We start from the raw sequence: 12252 nt of genomic DNA, 5'->3' as shown, positions 1-12252 counted from the left end.
GAGCGACCGCATTTGTACGCGAAAATGCGGCGTGTCGCGGGACAAACACGGTCGCTCGCGGAGTGCGTGGGGGCCCACGAGGAGCTTCGCTAGACGACGACGGTCGTCGGCTCCGGCGCCGACAGCCCGGTGACGCTGCGCCACGCCCGCGCCAGCAGTTCCACCGCCTCACCCAACTGCTCCTCGGGTAGCGCGTACGGCACGCGGACGAACCGCTCGAGGGTGCCGTCCACCCCGAACCGCGGGCCCGCTGGCAGGTCGAGGCCCAGCCGGGAGGCCGCCGCCGATAGCGCCGTACTCATCGGGGCAGGCAGCCGCACCCACAACGACATACCGCCGACGCCCGGGCCGGGCTCCCAATCGGGCAGGTGCTGGCTCAGCAGCGACTGCAGATATGCGCGACGGCTGCGCAAGATCTCTCGCCGCTCCGGCAGCAACTCGTCGCGCCGGGCGAGAAGCCTTGCCGCAGCATACTGTTCGAGCACCGCCGTGCCCATGTCGATCGACGGTCGCAGCGCGGCGATGGTGGCGATGGTGGCGCGCTCCGCACGGATCCAGCCGACCCGCAGCCCACCCCAGAACGACTTCGACATCGAGCCGACCGTCAGCACCAGATCGCGTCGCGACGTCATCTCGCCCGCAACCGGGCCGGGCGCGGGTTCGTCGAGCCACATGTCGAGGATGGTCTCGTCGATGACGGTGCGGGTGCGGGTCTCGGCGATGATGTGCGCCAGCTGTTTCCGGCCCGCGGCGGGCATGGTCATACCCGTCGGGTTCTGGTTGTCGGGGATCAGATACGCCAGCGTCGGCGACATCTGGTGCAGCGTGTTCGGAAGTGCGTCGAAATCCCAGCCGGTTTCGGTCATCGCGACCGGGACGGGGCGAGCGCCTGCGGTTGCGATCGAGGACAGCGCGCCGTGGTACGTCGGTTGTTCGACGAGTACGCGGTCACCGGGCTGAACATATGTCGTCAGGATCAGCCCGATGGCGTGCAGCGCCCCGGTGGTCACCATGATCTCGTCCGGCTCGGTGGAAAGCCCACGCTCGCAATACCTTTCGGCGATCGCATGTCGCAGCGCCGGAACGCCGACGAGTTCGTGTCCCGGCGCGTGCAGATAGGGCGTGACGTCGCGGGTCGCCTCTGTGAAGGCCTCCATCACCGCGGCGGCCGGAGCCGACAACGCCGCCGCGGCCAGGCTCACCGACGCTGTGGCGGGCTCGACGCGCGCTGCAGGTGCGACGGGTAGCGCGGTGGTGCTGCGGGCGCCGCGGCGCGCGAGGAGATATCCGTCCTCCTGCAGCTGGGTGTAAGCGGCGGTGACCGTGGTGCGTGACACCCGCAGCATGTCGGCGAGTGCGCGTTCGCTGGGCACGCGTGCGCCGACCGGGACACGTCCGTCGATGATCAGCAGACGAAGGGCGTCGGCCAGACCCTGGTAAACGGGTCCACTTCGACTGGAGGTGCGCCAGTTGCCCAACTCGCGGGCCAGAAGGTCCACATTGAGCGTTCGGGCGGGCGATTCAAGTGTCATTGCAGGCCAGTATCGCCTAACTGGCTATTGAAAGGCAAGCCAGTTAGAGCCAACGATGGAGCCCATGAGCTTAAACTGGATACCTCGCTTGAGTCGCCGCCTCGCCTCGACCCTGGCGTGGCAGCAGCCCGTCGCCCACGCTGACTACGTCGACCGCGACGCCGAACGCATGGCCCGCGAACTCGAACTCATCAAGGTGCGCTTCCCACACCATGCATAGAGGGGTCGTTCGCGGCCTGGTCCTTCTCGTCGGCTTGACCGGCTACGGCTTCTCGATGGCGGCCATGGTGCGCGCCGGGCTCGGATTGGATCCCTGGGACGTCTTCCATCAGGGTCTGTCCCGGCACACCGGGATGACGATCGGCGTGGCTTCGGCGGTCGTGGGCGTGGTCGTGCTGTTGGCCTGGATTCCGCTGCGCAACCGGCCCGGTGTGGGCACCGTGGCCAACGTCGTCGTCATCGCGATTACGGTCGACGCCGCGCTGTGGCTGCTGCCGACGCCCACGTCGCTGCCAATGCGCATCACGATGATGGTGGGCGCGGTGGTGCTCAACGCGGTCAGCACCGTGCTCTACGTCGGCGCCGGCCTCGGACCGGGGCCGCGCGACGGGCTGATGACCGGCCTGGTCGAGCGCACCGGGTGGTCGGTGCGCGTTGTCCGTACCTCGATCGAGGCGACGGTGTTGGCGGTCGGCTGGCTACTCGGCGGCACGGTCGGCGTCGGGACCGTCGTCTATGCATTCGGGATCGGCCCGCTGGTGCAGTTCTTCTTGAGGGTCACGCCGGAGAGGGTGGTGGCGGCGAGCGGGTGGGCTTCCGTCGCCGAGGCTCGCCGCAGGCGCGCGACAACTTCCGTCGCCGAGGCTCGCCGCAGGCGCGCGACAACTTCCGTCGCCGAGGCTCGCCGCAGGCGCGCGACAACTTCCGTCGCTGAGGCTCGCCGCAGGCGCGCGACAACTTCCGTCGCCGAGGCTCGCCGCAGGCGCGCGACAACTTCCGTCGCCGAGGCTCGCCGCAGGCGCGTGGGCGATTTGGGTGTGAAATCGATCGCTGGGCGAACCGAATCACGCCCAAGTCGCCTGTCTACGATGGGCGAGTGTCCACCACCGAAGGAGATCCAGCCGACCCCGACGTGCTGATCGACTTCGCCAAGGTGTCGTTGCGGCGCGGGGGCCAAACCCTGATCGGCCCCATCACGTGGGCGGTTGAACTCGACGAGCGCTGGGTGGTCATCGGTCCCAACGGTGCGGGTAAGACCTCGCTGCTGCGCATCGCGGCGGCGCTGGAGCATCCGTCGTCGGGGACGGCGTACGTGCTCGGTGAGCGACTCGGCCGAACCGACATGTCCGAACTGCGCTCGCGGGTCGGTCTGAGTAGTTCGGCGTTGTCGCAGCGGGTGCCCGACGGTGAGGTGGTGCGCGACCTGGTGGTCTCGGCCGGCTACGCGGTGCTGGGCCGCTGGCGCGAGGCTTACGACGACGTCGACTACGAGCAGGCTATCGACATGCTCGAAAGCGTCGGCGCCGAACACCTGGCAATGCGCACGTACGGCACTCTGTCCGAAGGCGAACGCAAGCGCGTGCTGATTGCACGGTCGATGATGACCGACCCCGAACTGCTACTGCTCGACGAGCCCGCCGCCGGACTGGACCTCGGTGGACGCGAGGAACTTCTGGCCCGGCTCGAGGACCTGGCCGAGGACGCGGACGCCCCGGCGATGGTTCTGGTGACCCACCACGTCGAGGAGATTCCGCGCGGTTTCTCACACGGACTGATCCTGTCCGAGGGCAAAGTGGTCGACTCCGGGCTGCTGCCCGACGTGCTGACCGCCGAGAACCTTTCCCAAGCCTTCGGCCAGGCGATCACGCTCGAGGTCGTCGACGGGCGGTACTTCGCGCGTCGCGCCAGGAGCCGGGCCGCGCACAGGAGACGAGCATGACCGAAGAACCACTGACGCCGAGGCCCGCCTCGACCGTGATGCTGATCCGCGACCAACGGGATGGACTCGCTCGAGGAGTTGAAGTTTTCCTGATGCGACGGCACTCGGCGATGGATTTCGTCGCCGGCGTGATGGTGTTCCCCGGCGGCGGTGTCGACGACCGCGACCGCAACGCCGACATCGACTGGTTCGGTCCCGAACCCGATTGGTGGGCAGAGCGTTTGAACGTCGAGCCGAGCCTGGCGCAGGCGCTGGTGTGCGCGGCGGCACGCGAGACGTTCGAGGAGTCCGGGGTGTTGTTCGCCGGGGCCGCCGACGATCCCGACGTCCTGGTCGATGACGCCTCGGTCTACCACGAGGCACGCGCCGCGCTGGTCAACCGGTCGCTGTCGTTCGCCGACTTCTTGCACCGCGAGAAGCTGGTGCTGCGCGCCGATCTGCTTCGGCCGTGGGCCAATTGGGTGACGCCGAAGGAAGAACGCACTCGCCGATACGACACCTACTTCTTCGTCGGCGCCCTGCCGGAGGGCCAACGCGCCGACGGCGACAACACCGAGACCGACACGGCAGACTGGATCACCCCGCAGCAAGCGCTCGACGATTTCGCCGCAGGCCGGACGTTCTTGCTGCCGCCGACATGGACCCAGCTGGACTCGCTCGCCGGCCACACCGTCGACGAAGTGCTTGCCGTGGAACGTCAGATCGTCTCCGTCACACCGCATCTCGCGGCGAATAAGGACACCGGCAACTGGGAGATCGAGTTCTTCGACAGCGACCGGTACAACGCCGCCCGCAACCGCCGCAGCCCCGAGGGCTACGGATCCGGCGCGCGCCAGGCATGAGCGAGTTCGTCTCGGTCCACACCAGCGATGAGCGGCCCGGCATCGCCACGTTGCTGCTGTCGCGCCCGCCGACCAACGCCCTGACCCGTCAGGTCTACCGCGAACTGGTCTCCGCCGCGCGAACCATCGGCGACCGCGACGACATCCATTCGGTGATCGTGTACGGCGGCCATGAGATCTTCTCCGCCGGTGATGACGTGCCCGAACTGCGCAGCCTCAACGCCGAGGAAACCGACGCGGCAACCCAGGCCTGCCGCGAGGCCGTGGACGCTCTGGCGGCCATTCCCAAACCGACGGTCGCCGCTATCACCGGTTACGCGTTGGGGGGTGGGCTGACGCTGGCGCTGGCCGTCGACTGGCGGGTCTGCGGCGACAACGTCAAGTTCGGTGTGACGGAGATCCTGGCCGGGCTTGTACCCGCAGGCGGCACCTCCCGACTGGCTCGCACCGTCGGCCTGAGCAAGGCCAAGGAGCTGGTCTTCAGCGGTCGGTTCATCGATGCCAAGGAGGCGCACGCGCTGGGCCTCGTCGACCAGATGGTGGCGCCCGACGACGTCTACGACGCCGCGCTGGCCTGGGCACAACGGTTCGTCGAGCATTCGCCTCAGGTACTGGCTGCGGCCAAGGCGACGTTCGACCTCTAGGCTGCCCTGTTATGAGCTTTGAGGAAACCGACACTGTTTCTGATGTCGACGGCTCCGCGGCTCCGGTGCCGAATCCGCACGCCACCGCCGAGCAGGTGGAAGCCGCCCGCCACGACTCAAAACTGGCCCAGGTGCTGTACCACGACTGGGAAGCCGAGAGCTACGACGAGAAGTGGTCGATCTCCTACGACAAGCGCTGCGTTGACTACGCCCGCGACCTGTTCGACGCCACGGTTCCGTTCTCCGAGCAGCGCAAGCTGCCCTACGACCGGGCGCTGGAGCTCGGGTGTGGCAGCGGGTTCTTCCTGCTCAACCTGATTCAGGCGGGCGTGGCACGGCGCGGTTCGGTGACCGACCTGTCCCCGGGCATGGTCAAGGTCGCCACCCGCAACGGCGAGAACCTCGGCCTCGAGATCGACGGCCGGGTGGCCGACGCGGAGGGCATCCCGTACGACGACGACACCTTCGACCTCGTCGTCGGCCACGCCGTGTTGCACCACATCCCCGACGTCGAACTGTCGCTGCGCGAAGTGGTGCGGGTGCTCAAGCCCGGCGGCCGGTTCATCTTCGCCGGCGAGCCGACGAACGCTGGGGAGAACTATGCCCGCCCGTTGTCGACGCTGACCTGGCGGGCGGTGACTAATGTGACCAAGCTGCCCGGACTCTCGGGATGGCGTCGCCCACAGTCCGAACTCGACGAGTCCTCGCGCGCAGCCGCGTTGGAGGCGGTGGTCGACCTGCACACCTTTTCACCGGGCGACCTGGAGCGCATGGCAAGCAACGCCGGCGCCGTCGGGGTCTCGACCGCGACCACCGAGTTCACCGCCGCGATGCTGGGCTGGCCGCTGCGCACCTTCGAGGCCGCGGTCCCACCCGGCCGATTGGGTTGGGGCTATGCGAAATTCGCGTTCCACAGCTGGATCGCGTTGAGCTGGGTCGACGCCAACCTTTGGAGCCGTGTGGTGCCGAAGTCCTGGTACTACAACGTCATGATCACAGGGGTAAAACCAGCCGCGTGACGGTGGCGTTCGGCGTCGAGGACGTCGACTATCTGCGCAGCCCTGCGGGTATCGACGCTCTGCGGGAAACCGCCGCGCTGCGGTTGACCGGTAACATGCTCGTCGCCGACATCGCTTCGGCGCGTAGGCGTTTCGGTGATCGAGCCGCCGTGCTGGTCGAGACCACGCTGCTGCGTCGCAAGGCGGCCGCCAAACTCTCGAATCCCGATGGTTGGTTGTTCACCGACGAAGCCCTGCAGCAGGCCACCGCCGAACCGGTCGCTCGGCACCGCGCCCGTCGGCTCAGCGGCGCCCGGGTACACGACGCGACGTGCTCGATCGGCACCGAGTTGGCCGCGCTCCGCGAATCGGCAGACGTCGTGATCGGCAGTGATATCGATCCGGTGCGCCTGGCGATGGCGCGCAACAACGTCGACGGTGTGGACCTCTGCCGCGCCGATGCCCTTCGGCCCATTACGAACGGCACGGTCGTCGTGCTCGACCCGGCGCGGCGCAGCGCCGGACGCCGCCGGTTCGATCCGCGTGACTACGCGCCCCCGCTCGACGAACTGCTCGATGTCTACCATCGACACGACACCGTCGTGAAGTGCGCTCCCGGAATCGATTTCGACGCCGTGAGGCGGTTGGGTTTCGACGGTGAGATCGAGGTGACGTCGCTTGCGGGCAGCGTGCGCGAAGCGTGCCTGTGGTCAGCCGGGCTCACCGAGGGTGGGGTCAGGCGTCGAGCTTCGTTGTTGGACACCGGCGAACAGGTCACCGACTCTGAACCCGACGACTGCGCGGTGGCACCCGCGGGGAAGTGGATCGTCGACCCGGACGGTGCCGTCGTGCGCGCGGGGCTGGTCCGCCACTACGCGGCACGGCACGGACTGTGGCAGCTCGACCCCGACATCGCCTACCTGTCAGGCGACCGCCTCCCGCCCGCTGTACGCGGCTTCGAGGTGTTCGACGAAGTCGCCTTCAGCGAACGGCGGTTGCGGCAGGTGCTTTCGGCGCGCGATGTGGGGGCGGCCGAGATCCTGGTGCGCGGCGTCGACGTCGACCCCGACGCGCTGCGCGCGCGGCTTCGCCTGCGCGGCTCACAGCAAGCTTCGGTGGTGATCACCCGCATCGGCACCGGAGGCGCAAGCCGGGCAACGGCATTCATTTGTCGTCCGTCGCGTTGAGCGTCCACGTATCCTTGCGGAGATACGCCGGTATCCGGACCGGCGCGGGCTGCGAGGACGTCGATGCGCAATTTCAGGTGGACCGCTCTGGTTGCGGTGGCCGCCGTCGCCGGCGCCGTCGCCATCCCCGCGGCCGCCGCCCAGCCGGGGTGTGCTGACCTGCAGGGCACGGTGGGGCCGGATCAGATATGCCGGGTGCACGTCGAAAAGCCGAACTACAGCTACGAATTGAGTTTCCCCAACGACTATCCCGACCAGGCGCCGCTGGTGGCCTACCTGACGCAGGCGCGCGACGGCTTCGTCAACGTCGCCGAGAACCCGAGCGCGGACGGGATGCGGTACGAACTCGACGCCGAAGGTACCGGTTACCGATCGGGACCGCCGACCACCGGCACCCGCAGCGTGGTGTTCAGCGTCTGGCAGAACGTCGGCGGGGTGCGCCCGCAAACCTTCTACCAGTCGTTCAACTGGAACCTCGCCACGAATGCGCCGATCACCTTCGACACGCTGTTCAAGCCGGGCTCCGAGCCCATGGACGTGATCTACCGCGAGGTCGATCGATACCTGGAGAGGCAGGGTCTCATGGCCCCGGTTCCGCCGGGCCAAGGCACCGATCCCGCGAACTACCAGAACTTCGCGGTGACCGACGACTCGCTGATCTTCTTCTTCAGCCAGGGCGGGCTGTTCCCCGAATCGGCGGGCCCGGTTCAGGCGACGGTTCCGCGCGCGGCGGTCGCGCCGATGCTCGCGCTGTAAGGCTCAGGTCCGCGCCGATTCCCGCTCCTTGCCGGCGAGCGGGTCGTAGTTCTCCCAGAACGTCGCACCGGTGATCTCCAGCGCGCGGGGGTCGAAAATGGGATCCAGTCCGGCCTTCTTCTGCTTCTCGTAATCCCACAGCGCCCGGTACGCGGGCTGCTGGAGAATGATGATGCCGACGATGTTGAGCCAGGCCATCAGGCCGACACCGATGTCGCCGAGCACCCACGCCTCGGTCGCGGTCGACACCGCTCCGAGGACCACCGACACCAGGATCAACGCCTGAAGAAGCATCGTCGCGTTGGATCCCACCGTGCCCCGGATGACCGGCATCGAGGCAGGAGAGAACCGGCCGAGGATGAAGCGCAGGTTGGTCTCGGCCATGTAGTAATAGGCGATGATCGTCGTGAAGCAGAAGAACGCCAGCGACACCGCGATGAAGCTCGACCCGGCACCGCTCCAGAGGCTGTCGAATCCGGCTTGCGCATAGGCGGGGCCGACCTCCACGTCTCCGGAGAGCAGGCCACCCTCGACGATCACCGCGCCGGTCGCGCTTTCCCCTTCGAAGACCCGGTAGGCGCCCGTCGTCAGGATCAGGAAGCCTGTGGACGAGCAGATGAACAGTGTGTCGACGTAGACGGCGAACGCCTGCACGAGGCCCTGCTTGGCGGGATGGGAGACCTCGGCGGCCGCGGCCGCGTGCGGACCGGTGCCCTGCCCGGCCTCGTTGGAGTAGATGCCGCGCTTGACGCCCCACATCACCGCGGATCCGATGATCGCCCCGAACGCGGAATCCAGGCCGAACGCGCTGGCGAAGATCATTTCCAACACCCCGGGGACCCGTTCGGCGTTCAACAACACCACCACCAGCGCGAGCGCGATGTAGACGACCGCCATGAACGGCACGACGATCGAGGCGAATGCCGCGATGCGCTTGACGCCCCCGATGATCACGAAGGCCAGCACGATGACCGTCACGACGGCCACCCACCATTTCGAGAATCCCCAGGCCGAGTTCATTGCCGACGCCATCGAGTTCGACTGGACGCTGGGCAATAGCAGGCCACAGGCCAGCACGGTCACGGCGGCGAACACGAAGCCGTAGACCTTGAACGCGCCCGCGGCCTTGGTGTGCGCGAGCGCCCGGCTGAGGTAATAGGCGGGCCCACCGCGGTATTCGCCGGTCAGCGGGTCGCGTGTCTTGTAGATCTGGCCCAGCGTGCACTCCACGAACGACGTCGACGCGCCAAGGAACGCCACCGCCCACATCCAGAACAGCGCGCCCGGGCCGCCGAAGGCAATCGCGGTCGCGACACCGGCGATGTTGCCCGTGCCGACGCGCCCCGCCAGCGACATCGTCAAGGCCTGGAACGAAGACACTCCCGACGGCGACTTCTCGCCCTTGAGCATCAGCCGGACCATCTCCCGTACCTGGCGTACCTGGACGAACCGGGAGCGAGCAGAGAAGTACACACCTGCGGCTAGGCACAGGTAGACGAGCGCGTCACTCCATACGTAACCGTTGACTGCGTCGAGGAACTCGGACAATCCGTCTCCTTAGCTCGGGTGCGCCCGTCGGCGCTCGCTGGGGTTACATGCGCACGGTGGCATGCTGGCATGCTCGCGCACTTCGTGTGTTTCGTTGCGGTGACGAATACGATTCGCGACCAGTGTCGTGCACTACGCCGGTGCGAAGCCGTACACCATGCCGTCGCTGGTGGCGGTGACCACGCGGCGGTCTTTTCCGACGGAGACGCCGACCGGCCAACCCGTCGCTCTTGGCAGCTGGTAGCTGTTGAGGGTGCGCCCGTCGGCGGGGTCGAACACCAGCAGTGCCTGACCGGCGTCCTCCCCGTCGCCGTCGCGGACGACGGTGTAGGCGAGATCGGCGCCGGATCGGCTCGAGGTCGACAGCGGCGTGACGTCGTCGCGGGTCCACTGCACCTCGCCGCGGTCGCCTTCATCTTTGATGCCGGTCAGCTTGGCGCCCGGACCGCCGCCGGCGACGATCAACCCGTCGGGCGATACGGACGGTGGGGTTTGGCCGAGGTAGTCGAGCGGCACCGACCACTTGGCCTTGCCGTCGGCGGCGTTGAGCGCCCACAGGTGATCATCGCGGCCGTTGACGTAGACGGTCGACCCGTCGGCCGAGAACACCGGGCTGGCAAGGGGACCGCCGCCAACGGCGTCGCTGGTCCACTCGCGGGTCAGAAACGGTGACTGCCCAGGCCGGTAGCGCAGGCCGACGAGGATGGGCGAATCGGCACCCGGCTCCCACAATGAGAGGACGACGGTCCCGGTGGCGGAGGCGAACGCCGGCGCGGCGGCCACCGGGCAGCGCGGGCGGGCGGGCCGGCAGTCGGGGAGGCCGCGCTCGGAGTCCTTGGGGTCGACACCGGCGACCAGGTCGATCGGGCTGCCTTCGACCGTCCCGCGGTGGGCGTCGAAAACCAGCACCTGACCCAGGTGCGTCACGACCAGCAGGTGGCCCGGGCTCAGAATCCGCGCCGTGGTCGGCATCCCGATGACCGGTTGTCGCCAGCGGATCCACTGCGTCGGGGGGAACGACAGCATGGCGCCGGGCTGTCCGATGTAGAGGTTGTCGAAGCCGTCGAAAAGAGGACTGGACGCGCCCCCGCCCTGCACGAGGCGCGTGCACCAACGCTGCCGCGCCTTGTTGTCGGCCTCCCAGACCATCAGCGAGCATCCGTCGGGGGTCTGCGCGTTGACGGCCAGATAGCTGCCGGTGCCGAGTGCCACCGCGGCGGCGAGGTCACCCTTGACCGACCTCATCCATTCGAGGCGCAGCCTGTCGGCACCCGCCACCGGTTGGTAGCTGCTGTTGGCGGCATCGCCGTATTGGGCGGCCCAGCCGTCAGCGGCCTTGGCGTCGACCCAGGAGGTGGTGTCCTGGCAGCCCGCCAGGGTGGCCGTGATCAGCGCTGTCAGTAAGGACACTGCCAGCACGGTCAATCGCCGGAACACTCGATCCTTCCCGTTCCTCGTCATCGGTCCACGTGAGGGTAACCGTTGCCGATTCGGTCGCTCGCGTAGGCTTTCCGGCCATGACGACCATGTGGGGCGCGCCGCTGCACAAGCGCTGGCGAGGGTCGCGACTGCGTGACCCGCGGCAGGCGAAGTTCCTGACGCTGGTGTCGGTGAAATGGGTGTTGGCCAACCGCGCCTACACCCCGTGGTATCTGGTGCGGTACTGGAGATTGCTGAAGTTCAAGCTGCGCAATCCGCACATCATCACCCGCGGGATGGTCTTCCTCGGTAAGGGCGTCGAGATCGAGGCGACGCCGGAGCTGTCGACCATGGAAATCGGCCGCTGGGTGCACATCGGCGACAAGAACACGATCCGCTGCCACGAGGGTTCGCTGCGGTTCGGCGACAAGGTGGTGCTCGGCCGCGACAACGTCATCAACACCTACCTCGACATCGAGCTGGGTGATTCGGTGCTGATGGCCGACTGGTGCTACATCTGCGATTTCGACCATCGTATGGACGACATCAACGTGCCGATCAAGGACCAGGGAATCGTCAAGGGGCCGGTGCGAATCGGGCCAGACACGTGGGTGGGTGTCAAGGTCACGGTGTTGCGCAACACCACGATCGGGCGTGGTTGCGTGCTCGGATCGCACGCGGTCGTGCGCGGCGACGTGCCCGACTTCTCGATCGCCGTCGGTGCGCCCGCGAAAGTGGTCAAGAACCGCCAACTCGCATGGGAGACATCGGCGGCGCAGCGCGCGGAACTGGCCGCGGCCCTTGCCGACATCGAACGCAAGAAGGCCTCCCGCTAGCACGCACTCTGGTTTCCGCGAGCGCGCGTGTCTGCATACGCCACGCCGCTGAAATTCAACAGTTTGCGCACGCTCGTCGCCGTTCGGTGACCACGAACTGCTCACAGAGAACCGCCCCTAATCCCCTAATAGGGGTCTGGGTTGACCCTGCATCCATCCACCGCAGCGAGGGGGCTTCGACCCGTTTTCGGGATATCCGCGGATTCGTAACGTTCGCATCAGTTCGCCGGAGGTCGGCGACCAGACATCCGAAAGGACCACTGAGATGAACGTAATCGACTGGATTCTGAACCTGTTCCGTGACGAGGTCTCGGCTCAGGCCTTCGTCGACGATCCAGAACGGGCCATGTGCGGTGCCGGCGTGCAGAACGCGTCCGCAGCCCAACTGCAGCACGCCGCCGCGGCCGTGGCGCCTGCGGCGGTGGTGCATGGGGGTGGTGATCCGGTGGTGGGGCTGCAGCAGGCGGTGGCCCAGACGCACGGGATCGCGTTCGCCCCGCAGCGGCAGACCGAGGTGTTGTCCAACAACGACACCCTCAGCCATAACGACA

At 67.5% G+C, this 12252-nt stretch carries 12 protein-coding genes and 1 pseudogene; 10 read left to right on the top strand and 3 right to left on the bottom strand.

The annotated features are described in order from the left end of the window. Positions 1-89 precede the first annotated feature (89 nt). Positions 90-1532, bottom strand: coding sequence for a MocR-like transcription factor YczR (gene yczR, locus CEX88_RS12530; protein WP_094293717.1), 1443 nt, complete (start codon positions 1530-1532; stop codon positions 90-92). Between the two features lie 64 nt (positions 1533-1596). Between yczR and CEX88_RS26055 the strand changes: the two genes are divergently transcribed. From CEX88_RS26055 to CEX88_RS12495, 8 genes and pseudogenes are all read left to right on the top strand, one after another. Continuing rightward, positions 1597-1752, top strand: coding sequence for a hypothetical protein (locus tag CEX88_RS26055; protein ID WP_197696786.1), 156 nt, complete (start codon positions 1597-1599; stop codon positions 1750-1752). Next, positions 1745-2368, top strand: a pseudogene (yczE, locus tag CEX88_RS12525) (membrane protein YczE); the annotation flags it as partial. The gene CEX88_RS26055 and the pseudogene yczE, both read left to right, overlap by 8 nt. Positions 2369-2628: 260 nt before the next feature. Next, positions 2629-3471 carry an ABC transporter ATP-binding protein gene (locus CEX88_RS12520; protein WP_094293716.1) on the top strand — a complete coding sequence of 281 codons (843 nt, stop codon included), beginning with the start codon at positions 2629-2631 and terminating at the stop codon, positions 3469-3471. After that, a complete protein-coding gene (locus tag CEX88_RS12515; RefSeq protein WP_094293715.1) occupies positions 3468-4313 on the top strand; it encodes an NUDIX hydrolase in 846 nt (281 codons plus the stop codon). The genes CEX88_RS12520 and CEX88_RS12515 overlap by 4 nt, the downstream gene beginning before the upstream one ends. Beyond that, positions 4310-4957 (top strand): enoyl-CoA hydratase, encoded by a 648-nt coding sequence (locus tag CEX88_RS12510; RefSeq protein WP_094293714.1) that lies wholly within the window; start codon positions 4310-4312, stop codon positions 4955-4957. The genes CEX88_RS12515 and CEX88_RS12510 overlap by 4 nt, the downstream gene beginning before the upstream one ends. Positions 4958-4968: 11 nt before the next feature. Beyond that, on the top strand, positions 4969-5976 hold the full coding sequence (locus CEX88_RS12505) for a class I SAM-dependent methyltransferase (protein WP_094293713.1): 1008 nt from the start codon (positions 4969-4971) through the stop codon (positions 5974-5976). Next, complete coding sequence (locus tag CEX88_RS12500; protein ID WP_420799214.1) at positions 5973-7142, top strand: class I SAM-dependent methyltransferase; 1170 nt, start codon at positions 5973-5975, stop codon at positions 7140-7142. Before CEX88_RS12505 ends, CEX88_RS12500 begins: the two co-directional genes overlap by 4 nt. A gap of 63 nt (positions 7143-7205) precedes the next feature. After that, a complete protein-coding gene (locus CEX88_RS12495; protein ID WP_094293712.1) occupies positions 7206-7898 on the top strand; it encodes an esterase in 693 nt (230 codons plus the stop codon). Between the two features lie 3 nt (positions 7899-7901). Here CEX88_RS12495 and CEX88_RS12490 read toward each other — a convergent pair whose 3' ends face one another. Both CEX88_RS12490 and CEX88_RS12485 read right to left on the bottom strand, forming a co-directional pair. Continuing rightward, entirely contained in the window at positions 7902-9446 is a 1545-nt protein-coding gene (locus CEX88_RS12490; protein WP_094293711.1) for an alanine/glycine:cation symporter family protein, read from the bottom strand. A 132-nt stretch (positions 9447-9578) separates the two neighbouring features. Next, a complete protein-coding gene (locus tag CEX88_RS12485) occupies positions 9579-10883 on the bottom strand; it encodes an outer membrane protein assembly factor BamB family protein (RefSeq protein WP_094293710.1) in 1305 nt (434 codons plus the stop codon). Between the two features lie 80 nt (positions 10884-10963). Here CEX88_RS12485 and CEX88_RS12480 point away from each other — a divergent pair, with 80 nt between their 5' ends. Both CEX88_RS12480 and CEX88_RS12475 read left to right on the top strand, forming a co-directional pair. Continuing rightward, the gene (locus tag CEX88_RS12480) at positions 10964-11701 is read left to right on the top strand and encodes an acyltransferase (protein WP_094293709.1); all 738 of its coding nucleotides are present in this window, start codon (positions 10964-10966) and stop codon (positions 11699-11701) included. Positions 11702-11966: 265 nt separating this feature from the next. Continuing rightward, a partial coding sequence (locus CEX88_RS12475; protein ID WP_202931473.1) for an IniB N-terminal domain-containing protein occupies positions 11967-12252 on the top strand: 286 nt, incomplete at its 3' end.

The organism is Mycobacterium neumannii (genome assembly GCF_002245615.1).
GTDB classification, from domain to species: Bacteria; Actinomycetota; Actinomycetes; order Mycobacteriales; family Mycobacteriaceae; genus Mycobacterium; species Mycobacterium neumannii_A.
Note: the sequence above shows the minus strand (reverse complement) of the source record. Positions and strands in the feature narration are given on the sequence as shown.